The organism is Mycoplasma struthionis, from assembly GCF_003855455.1.
Classification (GTDB): Bacteria; Bacillota_I; Bacilli_A; order Mycoplasmatales; family Metamycoplasmataceae; genus Metamycoplasma; species Metamycoplasma struthionis.
In genome coordinates this window covers 111,825-132,706 of the sequence record NZ_CP034044.1, presented here as the reverse complement: position 1 = coordinate 132,706, position 20,882 = coordinate 111,825, and the positions used below count along the sequence as shown (strand labels likewise).

Here is a 20,882-nt window from a genome sequence, read left to right as displayed (position 1 = left end):
TTCTCTTCTTTTTCAAAAAAATGGTAAATAATTAAATTTTAAAAATTTTCTTTCCTAATTTTATTAATTCTTCTATTTTATTTTCTAGTATTTCATAAGCTAAAGTATATATATTAGGATCATAAATATCAATGTTTGCTTCTTTTAAAATTTCAGCTGGTCAGTTTTTATCACCTGATTTTAAAAACTTATTAATATATTCATTTAATCCGTCTATTCCTTTTAATTTATATTGATTAAAAAAGACATTAGCACAAATATAACCTATTGCATATTTATATACATAAAAACCATAGTAATAATGTGGTACTATTACAGAATTAATAGTTGCAATATCATTTGGCTTATTATATTTATTTGTAGTTGAATATTTTTTTGCGTTATTTAAATATATATTTTCTAATGCTTCAAAAGTATTCACAGGCATTTGTTTATCTACTGCTTCATATAAATCATATTCATAGTTAGATCATTCAGTTTGTTTAATTACTGTAGCAATAAAATCATCAATACTCTGGTTTAATAGCATAAATTTTTCTTTATCACTTTTAGCATTTTTTACTAAATAATCATTTAACATAAGTTCATTAAAAATTGAAGCAATTTCAGCTAAGAAAATTGGATATTTAGATCTAAAATAAGGTTGATAAGTATCTGAAAAATAAGAGTGCAATGAATGTCCCATTTCATGGGCTAAAGTATTAACTGAAGAAAGTGTATAGTCAAAGTTCATTAAAATATATTTTTTATTTAAACCATAACTTTCACCGATTGAATAAGCTCCGGTTATTTTTGAAGGTACTGAAATAAAATCAACTCAGTTTTCATTTAAAGCTTTTTTGACTATATTATTATATTCTTGAGGCATTATTTTTAATGCTTCTAAAACAATATCTTTAGCTTCTTCAATACTATATTTATTTTTAATTGAAAATATAGGATAGCTTCAATCTCATCTTCTAATATCTTTTTTAAATCTTGCTTTATAAAACTTTTTATAAGCATCATAATATTTTTTTATTAAAGGCATTTTATTTTGCACTTGAGTATATAAAATGTTTAATAATTTTTTATCAACATGATCTGCTAATAAAAAACTTTCAACAGTTGAAGAAAAGTTTCTAATTAATGCATCTACTGATAATTCTTTAAAATGGTTATAAAGCATAAAAGAAAGGCTATGCTTATGCTTTATAAAACCTTTTAAATAATTTACATGTGCATCTTTTCTAACTTTTTCGTCTTTATCTTTTCTTAATAAACCTATATTAGCATTAGTTATTTTAATTTTTTTATTATTTTTATTAACAAAACCATATGAAACTTCTGAATCAGTTAAAATAGCAAAAAGTTCAGAAAGATCAGTATCAGCTGCTGTACTTTTAATTAAATATTCTTCAACTTCATCATTTAATTTATGCTCTAAAGTTTCAAAAGAAGCATCGATATCTTTTTTAACTTCATTTAATCTTGGATCTTTTAAATATTCTCTAATTTTGTTTTCATATTTTTTTAATCTATTAATTTCTGAACCTAATAATTTGTTTTTTTCAGTTACTTCTTTTTCAAATTCAGCTAATAAAACTAAATATTTTTGATTAACTAAATTAGTATTTATATTGTTAGATAAATAATTACTAATTTTATTATTAATAATTCCTAATTGCTTTGATAATTCAATACTTTTTAAATAATTTTCAATGTTTTCGTATTTTGAGTCTTTTATTTCAATTAATTTATCAAACAATAAAAAGAACTCTTTTTTTAATTCATCAAGAGTTTTATTTTCTAATATCGCTTCTAAATCGAAGCGATATTTGTTTTCTATTTGATCATAACTTTTATATTTTTTCATATTCTAACTTTCTATGATTGCTTTTATTGGATAATTTTTTACATATTCATTTGTTAATAAATCTTTTAAAGCTAATAAAACTACAATTTTTATAACCTTAGCTTCTTGATTTTCACATAATTTAATAATAGCTTCTAAAGTTCCACCTGTTGCTAAAACATCATCAATAATAACAACTTTGCTTCCTTTTTTTATTAAACCTTTTTGAAGTTCTAAAACATTTTTTCCATACTCTAAACTATATTCAATAAAATGAGTTTGTCCTGGTATTTTTCCTTTTTTTCTAACCATTATAAATGGCTTTTTTTCTTTATATGCTACAGGACATGCAAAAATAAAACCACGTGCATCAGGCGCTATAATTACATCGGCATCTTTTGTTTCTTTAGCTATTAAATCGATAGCTAAAGAAAAAGCTTCAGGATTAGCTAATAATGGGCTTATATCTTTAAAATCTATTCCTTTTTTAGGAAAATCTTTAATTGTTTTTATATAATCTTCTAGTTTCATAATTTAATTATAATTTAATTATGAAAACTAAAAGTTAGCAAAAATAAAATTTCTTAGTTTTTTCTTTAAATTTTCTAAAATTTTGGTTTTTTAAAAATCGTTTATTATAATAAAAATGAAATAAGGTTTTTTTGATACAATTAAAACAGTTAATTAAATATTAAGCACTTTAGATATTCAAAATAATACGGAGGAAAAATGAACAAAGTAAACTTTTTTGCATTAGGTGGGTTAGATGAAAATGGTAAAAACTGTTATGTAATAGAAGTAAATAGTAAACTTTTTATAATTAATTCAGGAACAAAAGTTCCTATTAATTCACATAATGGAATTGATACATTAATATGTAATTATGATTTTTTAGAAAAAAGACAAAAAGACATTGTTGGACTATTTTTAACTGATGTTCATAACGAATCTTTTTCAGCTATTCCTTGACTTTTAATGAAAGTTAAAAATTTAAAAATTTACACAAGTGCTTTTAATAGAATTGTTTTAATAGATAGAATTTCAAAATATAATATAGAAGATCATTCATATTCAATTGAGACTTTAAAAGCTAAAAAATCTTTTGATGGAACTTATGTAACACCTTTTGTTTTAGCAGGAGGCTTACCCGGTCAATTAGGTTTTAATTTAGAAACAGAAAAACTTAATTTATTATTTATGTCAGATTTTGTTGACGGTGATTTAGGACCTTATGGTAAAACCAATTTAGAAGATATAAAAAAGATTTTAAATTCTAAAAAAGAAACTGTTTTAATTTTAGATTCAAGCCACTCTGCTTATAAAGGAAAGAGTATTGAAAAACTTTGAGTTTCTAAAAAAATTGAATATAAATTTAAAGAAACAGCAGATGACAAAAGAATAATAGTGGGACTTTATGATGAAGATATGATTACAGCTCATGAAGTTTTAGTTTTAGCAAAAAGATACAAGAGACCTGTTATAACATATGGTAGAACTTATTCACAATTAATTAATTTAGTAAGTAAAATAAATCCTAATTTACCTTGACCTGAATTTGTTGATTATAGAGCGGCTAATGATGTTAAAAATGCAGTTATTTTAGTAACAGGTGCTATTGAAAGACTGTATTTGAGATTTTTAAGAATAACTTCAAATAATGATGTTTATTTAAAACTTAAAAAAGATGATTGTGTAATTATAATAGCTCCTCCAGTAAATGGACTTGAAGTAAATTATGCTTTAACATTAGATGAAATAGCAAGACACACTGCTAATTTAATAGAATTAGGTTCAGATCAATATTATCAATGTAATCCAGCTAGAGATGATATATTCAATATTATTAAAGCTATTAAACCAAAATATTTTATTCCAATAAAAGGTTTATATCGTTATATGGTTGTAGCTGCTTATATTGCTAAAGAAGCGGGAATGAATTTTAATAATGCTATTGTTTTAAATAATGGAAAAGTTGCAGAATTTTCAGACGCTGATTTAGTTTCTCAAAAACATCTTTTAAGAAATGTAGGGGACACTGTAATTGATGGTTTTGGAATAGGTGATATTTCTCAAGAAGTAATTAATGAAAGAGAATCATTAGCTAAAGACGGTGTTTTAGCTTTAAGTGTTTTAATTGACTATAAAACTAAAAAACCAATCAATGATTTACACATTTCATCTTATGGTTTAATTAGTAAAGATAATAAACAAACTGTAACAAAAATAATTAATGAATTATTTTTAAAAGAGTTTGAAAATAAAGAAACTCCAGAAATAGATTTAAAAGAAATTCAAGAACACTTAAGAAAAGTAATAAAAAGAAAAATTTTAAAAGTAGTAGACAAAGAACCTATGGTTGTGGTAACATTATTTGAAATATAAAGAAGGAATTATGCAAGAGGCTTTGACACACAAGAAAGTTAGAACAAGAAAAGCAAAGAATTATTATGTAACAAAAGATGTTGCTTTTTTATGAACATTGTTTATTTTGTTTAATATTTTCTTTATAATAGTATCTTTTCTAAACATTCCTTATTTAACAACTCTTCACTCATTTTCATTAAATGTTATTTTTGGAATGTTTTCAATATTAATTTATGTTTGATTTATTTTATTTGGTTTTAAGAATGTAATGAAATCATATAAAACAAGCTGGCAAAAATCAGTGTACACTAAAGGTGTTTTTCATGTCAGTTTATGAAGAATAGGATTTTTCTTTTTTGCAATTACATTATTAGGTTCAACTATTTATTATTTAAAAAATTCAAAACCAGTTGATTATAAAATAGAAACTGTTTTTCAAGAAGTTTTTAAAAATTGATTTAATGATTTTAAAAATACAGACAATGTTTTATTACCTAACAAGCTTACACCAGGATTAATAGGCACATTATTTTTTGCAACTTCATCAATTGCAAGTTACAAAGCTGGTATAGCTATAGCATTTGTAATTTCATCAATTATTTTAGTTTTATCTATTGCATTTTTCTTTATAGCATCAAAGAAAAATAAAGTAATAAAACCAGCCGATTCTCAGTCAAATCAAAACTTAGTTTTAGAAGAAACTAAAACTTCTGATATTTATTTAAATAATAAAAAATATAATGCTAAAAAAAATGTAGTTAACTTTGAACAACTTGAAAATTCAACAGAAGTAATTGAATTAGAAAAAGAAAAACAAAAAGAAAAAATAATAGAAGAAAAACCAACAAACAAAAAATCAGATTTTAGTTTTGAAACTAAAGATTTTGATTTAACTTGAGGAAATGAAGAAGCTACAAAAGAAAGCTTAGAAGATGTTTCTGAAACTAAAGAAACTAAACAAGATTATGAAGATTTTGAAATGATTGAAGATATAAAAGAAGAAGACAATATAAATGAAATTCAAAATCAAGAGGATTCATTGCCTTTTGAAACTAATGAAAATGATGAGAAAAACTTAGAATTAGATATAAATAATAATAAAAAAGAAAGTAGAAATTCTTCAGGTTCATTAATAGAAGATGAAGATGATTTATTTTAATGCAGCATAGACTGCATTTTTATATTTATTTTTTTAGTATAATAAAAGAAGTTAAAAAGGAGAAAATATGAGTAAAGAAGTAAATTTTAATGATATTTTTTTAGATCCATATAATAAATTTTATGAACCAGTAAAAGCGGCCTTTAAAGAAAATTTTGATGAAGTATATAAAAGGCTTTTTGAAGACAACAATGAAGAATATGTAGCTGAAATTAAAAGCTGTGATTCTAGAATTTCAGAATTAAATCTTTTAAATACAAAAGAAGAAAAACAAAATTCAATAAAAGCAAGAAGATTTGCTCAAAAACTAATGTTTGTTTTATTCTTTTTTATAATAGGTTTACCTTTTATTCCTTTATATATAAAAAATAAAAAGATAATTCAAAAGTTTGAAAACGAAAAAAGGGAAAGAGAAAAAGAAATTTCTAGTTTAAAAGAAAAAAGAGAGAAACTTATTGTTTATATTTGTCAAAATAAAAACTTAGGTGATTTAACAGAAGAAGTTTTAAAAACTATAAATATTCAAAGATTATACGATGCAAAAATAGAAGATCTTTTGGGTATCTTAAATACTAATGAAGAAAACACATATTTAAATATTGAAAAATACGACATTAGAAACAGTACTTTTTATCAAGTAATTTATCACACCTTGAAATATAAAATGGTTACAACAAGAGCTTATAAATCAGTTTTAGTTAAGTCAGGTGATAGTTTAGAAACACTTCGTATAGAAGGTGTCCATGTTGAAAAAACACCATATCTAGATTATAAAAAAGCTAATTTATTACCAACTAATTATTTAAAAGATTTAGATTTTTATAATAATAAAGAAAATTTAAATGTAAAAGAATATGAAAAATTAAAGAAAAAAGACACTTTTTATTAGAAAATCCTGAATTTTATAATTTCTATAATTTTAGTTATAATGATGAAATTAAATTTGCTACATACTTTCAAGTTTCAGTTCAAGAAAAAATGATTGATATAGCTAAAAAATTCACAGATTCAAAACCAGATTTTAATAAAAGAAAAAATATTATTTATTCAAAAAACTCAATTTTTGCACCTGATTTAGAAAAACTATCGTTTTCAAAAAGTTCAAAATTTATTTCTTTACTTTTTAACAAAACTTATAACAACTTTAAATGATTCTTATTTGATTATTTATGAACAAGAATGGGGAGCACTTTTAAATTTTTAACTTTTGCTTATGCAAATAAATATATAGCTTCAGAAAATTTAGAAGATGCTGATAATAAAGGATATTCTTCAGATTATCAAGATAATAAAAAAGTAAATACTGAAGTTTCTTTTGGCTATCCATTTTGATTTAATAGATTATCAGAACATGACTATATTAAAATGTTTACTAAAAATCCAGCATTAGATTATATTATTGATGATTTGCAATTTGAAGTTAAAAACAATTCTATGGAAGTTTCTGTATTTTTAAAAAACTTTTGAACAGAACAAAAAATAGATAGACAATATGTAAAAGGTTTTTATGTTGATGTTCCTTATACAAAATATAATGAATTTAAAGAAAAAAGAACTATTTATTTTACTCCACTTTTAAGATTAGAAGATGGACAAATAACTGTTAATAGAAACCCAATGATTTTATTAAATAATATGATTATGGAAGAAATAAATACAAAGTTGTATTCTTCAATGATTATTTATGATGAAGAAGTTTTAAAGGCAATAATTATAAAAATAATTGAAATATATACAAAATATCCAGAACTTAAAACAAACTCATTTATTCATGTTGATAAATTCGGTTTTTCAATTATAATTGAAGAAGATAAGAAGAAAATATTATCATTAGAAGAGTTTGACGAGATTATAAATAGTTAGTCAAAAAAAAGGAGAACAAAATGTTATTTGATACAAGAGAAAAACAAAATAACGAAGGTTTTAAGCCAAATGTTAACAATGAAATTGTTAAACCAACTCCAACAAAAAGTGAAAAAACAATTTATGTTTTATTTTGAGTTTTATCAGCTTTAACAATTATTGGTTTAATTATTATGGCAACACAATACTATTCAAGAAAAAATAGATTGTTAAGAAAAATTAATGATATTCAAGAATCATCATCTCTAATTCAAGCTGCAGAAAAAAAACGTAGAGCAACTCTATTAAAACAAATGGATTCAGTTTTAAGCTATAGAGATTTTGAAAAAGAAACAATAACAAAAGTTACAGAATTACGTTCACAATTAGTAAGTTTAGAAAATGAAGAATCACCAGTGGAATTAAACAAAAAAATCAATTCAATTCAAAGTGGTTTAAACTTACAATTTGAAAATTATCCAGATTTAAAAGCAAGTTCATTATACAGAAACTTCAATACTGAAATTGCTTTACAAGAAGATGAAATTTATACAGCTATTAGATTATACAACAACAAAGTTAACTCATTTAATAGTGAAATATACACATTCTGAACAAACATTATAGCTGCTAAAAACGACATGTATAATCAACCTTTATTTGTTGCTTCTGAAAAAGAAAGAGAAGACGTTGACACAAGCATGCTAAGAAATTAGTTTCAAAATTAAATAGGCTTAGCCTATTTTTTTAGTTTTTGGTATAATATAGACATATTAATACATACATGTATTAATACAATTAAATTCAAAAGGAGTTTTAATGAGTACTTTAGAAGATTCAAAAAACTATGAAGCTAGTAATATTCAGGTCTTAGAAGGCTTAGAAGCCGTAAGAAAAAGACCTGGTATGTATATAGGTTCAATCGGCTTTAGAGGATTACATCACTTAATTTGAGAAATAGTTGATAACTCAGTCGATGAAGCTATGGCTGGTTTTGCAAGTACAATAGATATTAAACTATATCCTGATAATGTTATAGAAATTACTGATAATGGGCGTGGTATGCCTGTTGGAATTCATGAAAAAACTGGCAAGTCAGCTGTAGAAACTATTTTAACAGTTTTACACGCTGGTGGTAAATTTGATAGTTCTACTTATAAAGTATCTGGTGGTTTACATGGTGTTGGTGCATCAGTTGTTAACGCTTTAAGTGATAGTTTTGAAGTTTGAGTTAAAAGAGAAGGTAAATTACATTATCAAAAATTTTTAAATGGTGGACAACCTGTTGAAAGTTTAAAAGTAATTGGTGAAGCAAACGAAAATGAAACAGGAACAAGAATAAAATTTCATCCAGATTTTACAGTAATGGACCGTCTAGATTTTGATTTTGGAACTATAGTAGACCACTCAAAACAAATTGCATATTTAAATAAAGGTTTAACTATAAATGTTGAACATGTTGCTAATGATACTAAAAAAACATTTTGTTTTGAAGGTGGGATTGTTGATTATGTTAATGAACTAAATAAAGGTAAAAAATTAATTAACAATCAAGTAATTTATGCAGAAGGTTCTTTTAAAGATAAAGTTGAAGGTGCTGAAGATGTTATAGTTGAAGTAGCATTACAATATAATGAAACTTACACTACTAATGTTGTATCATATGCAAACAATATTCAAACTGCAGATGGTGGAACTCATGAACAAGGTTTTTATGATGCTTTAATCAGAATTTTCCATAACTATGCTGAAACAAATAAACTTTATAAAAACAATAATGAAAGAATAACAAGAGAAGACGTAAAAGACGGATTAGTTTCTATAATTTCTATTAAACATACCGATCCTATTTTTGAAGGACAAACAAAAGGTAAATTAGAAAATAAAGATGCCAGAATTGCTACAAATAAAATCATTTCATTACAATTAGAAAGATTTATGAATGAAAACCCTGAAGCGGCTAAAGCAATTATTGAAAAATGTTTATTAGCTCAACGTTCTAGATTAGCAGCAAATGCAGCTAGAGAAGTTTCAAGAAAAAAAGATGGATTAGACATCGGTAATTTACCAGGCAAGTTAGCTGACTGTTCATCAAAAAATGCTGAAATTAGAGAACTATTTATAGTCGAAGGTAATTCAGCTGGTGGCTCTGCTAAAATGGGACGTAACCGTGCTATTCAAGCAATATTACCATTACGTGGTAAAGTTATTAACGCTGAAAAAAATCATTTTGCTTCTGTTCTTTCAAATAAAGAAATTGCAACAATGATTCATGCTTTAGGAACTGGAATTGGTCAAGAATTTAATATTAACAAATTGAAATATCACAAAATTATTATTATGACCGATGCCGACGTCGATGGGGCTCACATTACTACATTGTTATTAACTTTCTTCTATCGTTATATGAGACCACTAATTGAATATGGTTTTGTATATATAGCACAACCTCCACTATATAAAATTAGTAGTGGTAAAACTGTTTCTTATGCATATAATGATGCTCAAAAAGAAGAAATTTTAGCAAATTTAGAAGATAAAAGAAATATATCTATTCAACGTTACAAAGGGTTAGGTGAAATGGATCCAGAACAACTTTGAGAAACAACAATGGATCCTGATACAAGAAAAATGTTGCAAGTTCAAATTGACGACGTTGCAGTTTGTGATACTGTATTTTCAACACTTATGGGTGAAGAAATTGAACCTCGTCATGACTTTATTCAAGAAAATGCGAAATACGCATCTAATATTGACTTTTAAAAATGTTAAAAAAATTAGAAAATCAAGGTTTTACTAATATTACATTTAAAGATGAACAAAACAACTTATTTGTAAAAGAAAAAAAGTATGATGGGTTTAATCATAAAACCGATTACTTTTTATTAAATTCCCTAAGCTTTGCTCCTGAAGTTATTTCAGATGATAAAGAATATTTAAAAACTAAATGAATTGAAGGAAATATTTTATTAGAAAGTACAATTACAAATCAAGATTTAAAAGAAATTGGACAAAAACTAATAGAACTTCATAATTCAAAACTAAAATTTGCAAAAGAAAACCAAATAGCAAGACGTTTTAAAGTATATAGAGAAAAAATTGCAGCACTTAATAGAAAAATTCCTGTTTTAGATAAGCATTACAAAAAAATTAATTTATTTTTAAAAAACATTGATACTTCGGCTCCAACTCATAATGATTTATGACTTTTTAACATGATTAAAAACGAAAAAGGAATTTATATAACTGATTGAGAATATTCAAGTATGGGCGATGTTCATTTTGATTTAGCTTATTTCTGTGAAACAAGTAATTTAACAAAAGAACAAGAAGAAGTCTTTTTTGAAGGCTATGGTGACGATTATGAACCTAAGTATTTATTAGTTCATAGAATTATTGTTAACGCGTTAGTTGTTTTATGAATTAATAAAGAAGAAATTAAACCTTTTGATGATCAAATGTATATAGATAGAGTAGAAAAATATATGAAAGAGTATTTAGAAAAATATGCCTAATCAAATCAATCGTTCAAACATAATGTCAACAGCCAGCCCACAGAATAAAAAAAATGCTGAAGTTTATGAAGTATATAGAATAATTAAAGAAGCTTTTGGACAAGATATATATGAAAAACTAACAAACGTTAGAGCTTATTATAAAGATTATCATAACCGCTCATATATAGGCAAATTAGAAGATACATGAGTGCAAATAAGAATTCCTTATGATATTGTTGAAGTAAATCATGCTAATGAACAAAAAATAATAGAAATATTTAAAGATTATTTATATGCCAAAAATGGTGTTTTAATCAAAAAATGATTTCCTGGTGTAGATTTATTTAAAATAAACATTGATGAAAAAATCTCAAAAGCAATTTTGCATTGCGTTAAAAATTTTCAAAATCTTGATGTTAAATTAGAAAGATTTAACTGACTGAGATTCAATATAGATGATCCTAAATATTTAGAATTAGTTAAAAAATATGAAAATGAAGAATATGTTTTAGCACACAATAATTTAAAAAGACAAAACATATTAGTAAATAAATATGGTTTTATAAAACTTGTTGACTTTGAATTTAGTTCTTTTAATTCTAGATACTTTGATCCAGTGTCTTTACATTTATTTTTAGGTTTAAATAAAGATGAAATAATAGAATTTTTTAATTTAGATAGAAACACTTTTGACGATTATGTATATATGGTAAGAGTATATAATGAAGTTTTATTCAAAAACATATATGCAAATTTAAAAATTCCTAATATAAAAGTTATTGAATCATTAAACCATTACAATAATAGAAGCTTTTTAGTGTCAAATCGCTTTATTATTCAAAAAATAATAATGAATTTGATAATAAATTAGACATTTCAAAAATTGAAGATTTATACTTTGTTCCAACTTGTGTTTATGAAGATAAAGATAGAATTATTTGAAGATGATTAAACTGTCAAAATGTAACAGATATTAAAAGAAGACAAATGAAAGTTTTAGCTAAAGCTATAAAAAATCTTCATGATTCAGATATAGAATTTCCTGAATACATTTTAGAAGATAAAATTGAAAAACTAGTTAAAGCTGTTGGAAAAAAACAACTAGTTGAAGATTTTAATGATTTATCTGTTTTAAAATTAATCAGAGATTGATTAAAAGAAATTAAACCAGATGCAAACTGTCATAATAACTTATGTTCAGAAAGTATATATTTTTCAGAAAATTTAAACGTTTATATTATTGACTGAGCATATGCATATAGAAGTTCAAGATTTTTAGACATAGCCTTTATGTTTGAAAATTTAAATTCAACTAAAGCTGTAGAAGATGTATTTTGAAATGTATATGAATATGAATGTCCATATGATTTTGATAAATATAGAGTAATCGTTCATTTTATAGCTTATTTATATAATAGAGCTTTAAACGGGGATTATCTAGCCGCTTCAATTAATGTTAAAAGAATTAAAGAATTAATAGTTAAATTAAAGAAAAGAGATTAAAATGGATAATTTAAACGAAGCTAATAAAACTAAACCATTATCAAAAAAGAAAAAAGTAGTATCAACTACTATTTTGCTTTCTTTTTCAGTTTTAACTATTGCTTCAACTGTAACTATTCCATTAGCTATTAATAAACATAAAGTTTATAAAAAAACTAAATATTTTAACGATTTTTATTTAGATAAAGATCCTAAAATTGAAAAAATAAATGATGATGAACAACTAGTAACTTTTAGAAACACACCTTCTAATGAAGCTAAAATTATGTCTTTAGAACCCAAGATTTTAAAAGGTATTAGTTCTTTAAAAAAAGAAAACGGTATAAAATACTCATTATCTTTAAACTTTCACTCAATTGGGAATGAATTTAAAAAATATTATGACTCTTTAAATAATAATGAAAGTCATAAACTAAATGAAGTTCAGGTTCCCCTAGGCGTTGAAAGTTATATATATGAACTTGATTTATTAAATATATTAAATTTAATTAATAATAAAGCTAAAAAAGAATTTGATCAAGCTTTATTTTTAAGATCAATTAGTAGTATTAATTTTTCAATGACTTACTTTTTTAAAAAAGACAATAAAATATTTTATTATGATCATATAAATGAATATATAGGTTACTCAATTGTCGAATTTTTTAAAAACATAAGAATTTGATTATCTGCTTTTATAGATTCAAATCCAGATGCAATTATTAAAATAAATAAAGCATCTTTAAAAGCTAAAGTTAAAATAAATCCAGAGTCTCATAAAATAGAAGATTTAAAATTTGAAAATGAAATAGTTTTAAAAACAGAAAACCGAAAACCACAGCGCTAAGCTGTGGTTTTCTTAATAAAGTTTCCTCTCGACTTATGAATTTTTAGTTTAAATTGTATCCTTTTTCGATAACCGCTTTTAATGCATCAAGTGGTAAGGCACCATTCATTAACAATTTATCTAAAAATTCTTTGATATATCCGTGTTCTGCATTTTCGTGTTCTTCGCCAATTGAAGTAAATGATTTTGTTTGTTCAACAAATTCTTTTCTTGTCAAGCCAAAATGTTTTCTTACTTTTGTATATAACCCTAACATTGATTCTTTACCCGCATTGTAAGATGTGGCTTGTGCTGGCAACACTAAGTAACGCAATGATTCTGAAGTAATGTCTCCAATACCTAAAGCAGAATTAGATTTCATGAATTCTCTTACTTGGTTTATAGATGCACCTCTTGGTAGATCTGTGTGCCCTTCGATGTCTCCATGATATGCTGTATCAACTGCTCTACGCATATTTCTTAATTGTGCTTCATTTAAAGCACCAAAATATTGTAGCATATTTGTTAATTTAATTGCTCTTAACGCGTGTTCTTTGTTATTATTTTCGCCATCTTTAGCTGTTAATGTTCAATAAACACCGCCGTGTAATGATTTAATTTTGTTAACTATTTCATCTGTTACTTCAGAAGCTGTTCTAGCTTGTGAAAAGCTTGTAATACCTTTTGAAACTTGGAAGTCTACAGGCATTGCATAATTATCATCGCTATCATAGTCTGGGGTTCCATAATATCCAGCTTCAATAGCAAATCATTCCATAAATAATGCTCAACCTTCAACATATGCTGTATAGTCAAAAATGTTTCCTAATTGTTGATCATTATATTTTGCTAAATATTGCTTTGCATAATAAATTTGATTATGGTGTCCCATCATTGATTCGTGATCAGCAAAAGAAGTTAGTGATCACTTAGGTAATGAAAAGTAAGGGTCGGTGTTAAAGATAAATGCTTTAACACCGCTGTTGTATGCTCCAACACCTTCTATTGCTCTTCTTGGATATCTATATGTATACATTTCAAATTCTGGAACTTCGTTAGCAAAGAAACCTTTACCGAAGTTAACTGTTTGTTCTTTAAATTGTTGATATCCTTTGAAGGCTTCTAAAGCACCATAGTAAAATTGTTTGTCTGTAATTGAACCATAAGGTCTATCTGAATTTTTTAGATTTTCATAGCCTTTATCTTTTAGCTCTTTTACATATCTAGCTAATTTAGGATCTGATACTAAACTGTTTTTTAATTCTTCTGTGTAATAAGATTTGTCTTCACGACCAAAGAAGAATTGTTCTTGGTTTAATCATTTATTAAACTCTTTTAAGTCAATGTTACCGTTTTCATCTCTTATATTTACAGTTATTGTTTCTACTGGTTTTGGTCCTCTACCGTCAACGTCATATTTAATTTGAGGTTTTCAAGCGCCAGATTCACCAGCAATTAATTTTGCTACTTCAGTAGCCACTTTTTTCATATTTCCTGAAGCAGTGGTTGTGGTTGTATAACCTGAATCATTAACTTCTTGTGCTGTTAAAGATTCGGTTGTAGCCATTTTTAAATATTGATCATATAATGTTTTACCATTAATTTCTTCATTTCCCACAACTCCGATTAAACCTACATTATTAGCGTTTAAATCAGCTTCAGTAAATCCTAATCCGTAAATTTTTTGGGACTGTCCATTTACAGATATTTCAATGCTGTTTTCTTTTTCTTTATCTCCAGCATTTTCTTTTGTTAACTTCAGGTCTTGAATATTTTCTCCAAGTCCTTGTGTAGTTGTATTATAGTAATCATTAGCGTAATATTTAGTAAATTCAACTCAAGGATTATCTGATGCTGAACTTAATAAATCATTTACTGAAATCTCTTGTTTTGTACTATCTTTATAGAAAGCAACTAATTCTGTTTGGAAAAATGTTTCCAATAAGTATTTAATATTATTTTTAATTAATACTTTTGATAAAACAATATTATTGTCTTTTGCTTCTTTTAAAACTTCTAGAGCTTTAGGTAAGTTACCATCTAGATTTTTAAATGAATCATAAAAGCTATTTGCAGGATATGAACTTGCTGCTCCTCAAGAGAATGAACTTAGTAAAAATGGAGCTCCATATTTATAATTATCTCTTAAAACGCTGTATTCAAATTGTAATCCTTTAACTCAAGCAACTGTAACTTCGTTTAAATTACTTAAATCAATGCTTGCAAATTTATCTACTCATTTTCCATAAAAGTCAGATATTTTTTTAGCTTCTTCAGCATTAGGAATGTCTAAATCTACATCTGCTAGTTCAGCATCTTGTGCTGCAGATATTAGACTTTGCAAAATAAATACATATTCAGCAGTAATAATTTTAGCATCTTCTGAATTTCCTTTTGATTTTGCAATAGTCTCAATAGATTTAATATTCTTATTAATTAATTCATTATATTCATCACTTGAATTTTTTAATTCAGCTTCTTTATCACTAACAACTTGTTGTTGCTTACGATATTCAGCTGAGTTTTTATCTAATGAAGATAATTTTGCTTTTTCTTGTTTTAAATCTTCTGATAATTGTTGATTTTTAGATTTTATTTCTTTAATTTGGTTTAATGTGTCTAAATTAAAATTTTGTACTCAATAATTTTGAGATTTAGTATAGCTGTATGTTACACCAGCTGCGATAACAGGTGCTGCTACTAATGAAGTTGCAAGTAGAGACACTGTTAAAATTTTCACTTGTCTTTTATTCAAAGTGTTCCCTCCGAAACAAAAATTGAATCTAGCCTATAAAATTAAAGCCACCTGCTATTAATGATATAGGAGTCTTAATTTTACAAAAAAAATTCTAAATTTTTTCAATAAAGCAACAAAAAAACACATAAAAGCTAAAAATAAATAGAAGAAGTTAAAAAAATTGTGTAAATTTAAAACTTTCGACTTTTTCAAAGTAAATAATTTTAAGCAACTTTTTTATGTCTTTAATATAATTTAATATAAATGAAAATAATAATAAATAATCATTTTAATATATTTAAAGAAAAGAGAATTTTATGAATAAAAAAATAATTTTAACAGTTATTGATGGACTTGGTTTAAGAAATGAAAAACAAGGTAATGCTTATTTACAAGCAAATCATCCTACTTTTGATGAACTATTCAAATATTATCCAAATTCTGTATTAGAAGCATCGGGAGAATATGTTGGACTTCCTAAAGGTCAAATTGGAAATAGTGAAGTTGGACATCTAAATATAGGAGCTGGAAGAATCGTTTATACTGGTTTGTCTTTAATTAATAAAGCTATAGAAGATGATACTTTTAAAGATAATGAAGTATTAAACAAAGTTTTAGATGATGTTTTAAAAACAAATACAACATTACATCTAATGGGTTTATTAAGTGATGGTGGTGTTCATTCACTTGATAAACATTTATTTGAAATCATTAAATTAGCAAATACTAAAGGTTTAAAAAAAGCAAGTATTCATATTTTTGGTGATGGAAGAGATGTTAAACCTCAATCAATTAAAAATAGTTTAGAAACTTTAAATGATTTAGTTAAAAAATATAATTACACAATTTCATCAATTGCTGGTCGTTTTTATGCAATGGACCGTGATAGTATGTTTGAAAGAAATGCTCAAAGCTATGACGCAATTTTAGGTTTATCAGAAAATCAAATTGATGATGTAAATGAATATATTGAAAAACAATATAGCGAAGGAATTTATGATGAGTTCTTTAAACCAGCTCAACTAAAAAATGGTTTATTTGTAAATGATAATGATTCAATTATTTTCTTTAATTTTAGACCAGATAGAGCCAGACAACTAAGCCACATGTTTATAGGTTCAAATTTATACTCATTTGAACCAAAAAATAAAAGAAATATTAAAAACTTTGTTTCATTAATGAAATATGAAGGGATTAATTCTTTAATAGCTTTTGAAGAAATGAAAGTTATTAATCCATTAGGAGAAGTTTTAGAAAAAAATAATTTAACTCAACTAAGATTAGCTGAAACTCAAAAATATGCTCATGTTACATTTTTTATGGATGGTGGAATTGATACTGTTTATAAAAATGAAAATAGAATATTAGTTGATTCATTAAAAGTTGATTCTTTTGCCGATTATCCTCAAATGAGCGCAAAAGAAATAACTAATAAATTACTTGAAAATATTGAAAATAATGACTTTGTAATTATGAACTATGCAAATCCTGATATGGTAGGACACACTGGTAATTTAAAAGCAACTATTAAAGCAATTGAAATACTAGATTCACAGTTCAAAAGAATTTTAGATTATATAAAAAATAATGAAAATGTTACCTGATTTATAACAGCAGATCACGGTAATGCTGAAATAACAGAAGACGAAAATAATAAGCCAGCAACAAAACACACTACTAGTCCTGTAATGTTTATTTCAACAGATAAAAATATCAATTTAAATAATGGAAAATTAGCTGACGTTGCACCAACAATTTTAGAATATTTAGGTATAAATAAACCAGTAGAAATGACTGGAAATTCTTTGTTAAAAAAATAAATTTAAATTCTAATTAAACAATAAAAAAAGCAAAAAAAGAAAAAAATAAGGCAAAAATTTGAAAAAATGCCTTATTTTTTTGTATTTTTATTTAATTTTAAGTATGCAATAAAACTTTTGTTGTAATATATATGTATATATATATATTTTTTTAGTATGTATATAGAAATATAAATTTATTATTTTACAAAGGAAATTTTATGAATAATAGTAAGAAATTATTAATATCTACAGGTGTAATGTTGCCTGTAGCTTTAGGTTCTGTTTTGTCTTTATCTTTAAGTAATCTTAACAATAAAAAAGCAACTGACAGTCCTAGTGCATTAACAAAATATTTACATAAACACAAATTTAGTTATGAAAAACTTGAAAAATTAGGTGGTCTATCAAATAATCAAGTATTAAAATTTTTAAAACAAATAAACGCTTTAAAAGCTAAAAATCTAAATAAATTAGATTTAGAAAAAAAATTAAAAGAAATAAAAAATAGAATTGATTATGAATACAATATTACCACTTCAGCATATAATGACTTTTTAAACAACAGTTTTGGCGACCCGCTGTTTGCGGGGGGGGTTATTATAAAAACTCTGGGTTAGCAAATTTAAAACAATTAGCAAGTGAATATGTAACTAAAAACTTTCAAATTGGCTTTGACAATTCTAATGAAAATTTAGAAAAAATATTAAGCCAAAATCAAAAACAATTTAATATTAATTTCTACAATTTAATTACAAATCAAGAACTTAAAAATTTATTTTCTTTAGTTAAAGATAACCAACAAAATTTAAATACTTTAAATCAATTCTTATTGATTTTTTTAGGTATAGAAAATATTAATACTTTACATGAAAATATAAATAATGAATTACTAAATAACATAAAAGAAGTTGCAAAATTAAATGAAACTTTAGTAAACAAATTTTTAGAAAAATTTTCTTCATTTTCGAAAAAAGACATTAAAAGTTCAACACTATATAAAAATTTAATAACTGAAAATGAACAAAATGAAGTTTTTGCAATATTAGATTTTATTAAAGCAACAAATCAAGAACTATCATCTGTATTATCATTTAAAACCAAAAACGCTATTAATTCAATTGAAGATTTTTCTAGTGTAGTTCAAACTTTAAAAAATAATTTAAAAAATAACTTACAACTTTTAGATAATTTAATTTTAGTTTCTGACAAGCATTTTACAGAAGCTAAAGCAGATTTTGAAAGTAAAATTAGTAATATCTTACCAAATACACCATTATTAGCTAATACAGCTAATTTTTCAGTAATTGCAGATTTTGCGGTGGCTAATGCTCAAGCAAGTGCGGCCGCAGCAAGAGATAAATTGCAAAAAAAAGTTGATGAAGTAGTTAGATATACTACATTAGGCGATGACGCTATTTGATATAAGTATGCTGAGGAAACCAAAAAAAATGAGTTAAGAGCAGCCCTAACAAACGCACAACAAATATTACAAAATAATAATTCTAATTCTGAACAAGATTATAATCAAAAATATAACTCTTTAAATACTGCTTTTGGTAATGTTAGTCATAATAAAATTGAAGAATATCAAAAAAATAAAATAATGAATGATATGACAAATTGACCAGCTACACCTGAACAAATTAAAGAATTAAAAAGGACTGTTGAAGTTAAAGATATTCAAGACAAAGCAAGCATAATTAAAGAAATGGTAGAAGGTTATGCAACTGTTAAAAGTCAAATAACAACAATAGCTGACTTAACTAGATTGAGTCAAACCAGAAAAAAAGAAGCAGTAGATATAATAGTAAATTATCCTATAAACCCAGGGCGCAGAAATGGTGCTTTTACTCTGGCTACAAGAAGAGATAGTTTTTTAAAAAATTTAGATAAAGCTATAGAAATTCCAGAACAAACAAGACATGCTTTAGAAGAAGAAATAAATGGTGTAAAAGATCAAGTTACTAGCTCGGGTCAAATGAATGGTTTAAATAATAGATTTAATATTATTAAAAGAATTTATCAAAAACTTAATAACACTCCTGAGATTACTTCTGACCTAAAACGTATTTATGAAAATTATATACAAATAAATAATAGAACAGCTCTTAAACAATTGGATGAAGGCTATATACCTAACAGTATTGTAAATTTAAAAAGAATTAAAGATGCTGACACAACTTTAGAAATTAAAAAAATTCTTTCAACAGAATTAATTAGTTTTTCAAGTGAAACTCAATGACCTAGCATTATGGACGAAAAATTGCCAGCAGCTGAGTTAAAAACTGTATTAGAAAGAAAAGCTGACGAAATTGAAAATTATAAGCAAGGGAAAGATGATTTATTAAGTTATGCAAATCAAGATATTTTGAATAATCTTAATTCTAATATCGCAAGCATTAAATCAAAAAAATTAAGTACTAATTTAGATAGTCTTTCTAATTATAAAACTTTAGAGAGTACTATTAATACACAATATGAAGCCATTAAAGAACCAGCTATTGTTGCTTATCAAAAAGAAAAATTTAATAAATTAATTGATAGTTGAAATCCTCCTTTTTCACAAAATCACATTAGTAAATTAAAAGAAATTATTAATAAAGTTTCAACAATAGAACAATTCAAACAAGAATACGCAAATATAAATGCCTTAAAGCCTAAAGCCGAAACTATTAAAAACCTAGATCCTATTTTAGAAAATAATGAGAAAGATGACTTAATAGATAAAATTATTTCTTTAAAAGATAATAGTTCTGAGCAAGATAATATTGTTTCTTTAGGAAATAAAGAAGTTGATCTATTACAAAAATTAAATGCAAAACAAGATTATCCTTTTTTAACTAAAGATGGTTATAAAAACGATGTTGAAGGTTTAAATAGTTTAAGTGAAGTATCTTCATTAGTTGATAAACTTGAAAAACATAATAAATTCAAGGAGCTTGAACAAAAATTAAAAGAAGCCAAAGAATATTTAGCTAAAAATTTAAATGATTTAGATCTTATAGATCCTAAGGGTAAAGCAACACTTAAAGAAAAAATAAATTTAGCAGACGGTGTTGTAAAACAAGGTATTGATGCTGGAACAAAAGAAATTTATCAACAAAGAATTGATGAGTTAAATGTTGCTTTAAATTCAGTAAGTAATAATAACTTGTTAGATGCTTTAAGAAATAAATTAATTCAAGATTTGAATAACATGCAACCGGCTTTAACAGATGCTAATAGAATTAAATTAGAAAATGTTATTAAAAATCCTTTATTAAAAACTTCTTAAGATATAAACGCAGCATTTGAAAAAACAAAAGAAGTAAAAAATAAAATAGGTGAATTAAATAATTT

The 20,882-nt window shown here is 24.9% G+C and carries 16 protein-coding genes; 13 read left to right on the top strand and 3 right to left on the bottom strand.

The genetic code is table 4. The annotated features are described in order from the left end of the window. Positions 1–31: 31 nt before the first annotated feature. Both pepF and EGN60_RS00435 read right to left on the bottom strand, forming a co-directional pair. Entirely contained in the window at positions 32–1,855 is a 1,824-nt protein-coding gene (gene pepF / locus EGN60_RS00440; protein WP_124724144.1) for an oligoendopeptidase F, read from the bottom strand. A gap of 3 nt (positions 1,856–1,858) precedes the next feature. Then, positions 1,859–2,365, bottom strand: a complete 507-nt coding sequence (locus tag EGN60_RS00435) for an adenine phosphoribosyltransferase (RefSeq protein WP_124724143.1) — start codon at positions 2,363–2,365, stop codon at positions 1,859–1,861. Between the two features lie 198 nt (positions 2,366–2,563). Between EGN60_RS00435 and EGN60_RS00430 the strand changes: the two genes are divergently transcribed. From EGN60_RS00430 to EGN60_RS00385, 10 genes are all read left to right on the top strand, one after another. Further along, a complete protein-coding gene (locus tag EGN60_RS00430; RefSeq protein ID WP_124724142.1) occupies positions 2,564–4,216 on the top strand; it encodes a ribonuclease J in 1,653 nt (550 codons plus the stop codon). A 22-nt stretch (positions 4,217–4,238) separates the two neighbouring features. Further along, on the top strand, positions 4,239–5,357 hold the full coding sequence (locus tag EGN60_RS00425; RefSeq protein ID WP_157977603.1) for a hypothetical protein: 1,119 nt from the start codon (positions 4,239–4,241) through the stop codon (positions 5,355–5,357). A 67-nt stretch (positions 5,358–5,424) separates the two neighbouring features. Next, positions 5,425–6,246, top strand: a complete 822-nt coding sequence (locus EGN60_RS00420) for a hypothetical protein (RefSeq protein WP_124724140.1) — start codon at positions 5,425–5,427, stop codon at positions 6,244–6,246. Between the two features lie 89 nt (positions 6,247–6,335). Continuing rightward, positions 6,336–7,220 (top strand): hypothetical protein, encoded by an 885-nt coding sequence (locus tag EGN60_RS00415; protein WP_124724139.1) that lies wholly within the window; start codon positions 6,336–6,338, stop codon positions 7,218–7,220. A 20-nt stretch (positions 7,221–7,240) separates the two neighbouring features. Beyond that, on the top strand, positions 7,241–7,915 hold the full coding sequence (locus EGN60_RS00410) for a LemA family protein (protein WP_124724138.1): 675 nt from the start codon (positions 7,241–7,243) through the stop codon (positions 7,913–7,915). 103 nt (positions 7,916–8,018) lie between these two features. Continuing rightward, the gene (gene gyrB / locus EGN60_RS00405; RefSeq protein WP_124724137.1) at positions 8,019–9,962 is read left to right on the top strand and encodes a DNA topoisomerase (ATP-hydrolyzing) subunit B; all 1,944 of its coding nucleotides are present in this window, start codon (positions 8,019–8,021) and stop codon (positions 9,960–9,962) included. A 2-nt stretch (positions 9,963–9,964) separates the two neighbouring features. Then, positions 9,965–10,714, top strand: a complete 750-nt coding sequence (locus EGN60_RS00400; RefSeq protein WP_124724136.1) for a phosphotransferase — start codon at positions 9,965–9,967, stop codon at positions 10,712–10,714. Further along, complete coding sequence (locus tag EGN60_RS00395) at positions 10,707–11,567, top strand: protein kinase family protein (protein ID WP_124724135.1); 861 nt, start codon at positions 10,707–10,709, stop codon at positions 11,565–11,567. Before EGN60_RS00400 ends, EGN60_RS00395 begins: the two co-directional genes overlap by 8 nt. A 116-nt stretch (positions 11,568–11,683) precedes the next feature. After that, on the top strand, positions 11,684–12,199 hold the full coding sequence (locus tag EGN60_RS00390) for a phosphotransferase family protein (RefSeq protein WP_124724134.1): 516 nt from the start codon (positions 11,684–11,686) through the stop codon (positions 12,197–12,199). A 1-nt stretch (position 12,200) separates the two neighbouring features. Then, positions 12,201–13,025 (top strand): hypothetical protein, encoded by an 825-nt coding sequence (locus tag EGN60_RS00385; RefSeq protein ID WP_124724133.1) that lies wholly within the window; start codon positions 12,201–12,203, stop codon positions 13,023–13,025. 43 nt (positions 13,026–13,068) lie between these two features. Here the strand turns inward: EGN60_RS00385 and EGN60_RS00380 are convergent, their stop codons facing one another. Next, the gene (locus tag EGN60_RS00380; RefSeq protein WP_124724132.1) at positions 13,069–15,759 is read right to left on the bottom strand and encodes a DUF885 family protein; all 2,691 of its coding nucleotides are present in this window, start codon (positions 15,757–15,759) and stop codon (positions 13,069–13,071) included. Positions 15,760–16,058: 299 nt separating this feature from the next. Between EGN60_RS00380 and gpmI the strand changes: the two genes are divergently transcribed. From gpmI to EGN60_RS00365, 3 genes are all read left to right on the top strand, one after another. Then, positions 16,059–17,561 (top strand): 2,3-bisphosphoglycerate-independent phosphoglycerate mutase, encoded by a 1,503-nt coding sequence (gpmI, locus tag EGN60_RS00375; protein WP_124724131.1) that lies wholly within the window; start codon positions 16,059–16,061, stop codon positions 17,559–17,561. A 200-nt stretch (positions 17,562–17,761) separates the two neighbouring features. After that, positions 17,762–18,160 carry a hypothetical protein gene (locus EGN60_RS00370; protein WP_124724130.1) on the top strand — a complete coding sequence of 133 codons (399 nt, stop codon included), beginning with the start codon at positions 17,762–17,764 and terminating at the stop codon, positions 18,158–18,160. 212 nt (positions 18,161–18,372) lie between these two features. Beyond that, a complete protein-coding gene (locus EGN60_RS00365) occupies positions 18,373–20,817 on the top strand; it encodes a hypothetical protein (protein WP_124724129.1) in 2,445 nt (814 codons plus the stop codon). Positions 20,818–20,882 lie beyond the last annotated feature (65 nt).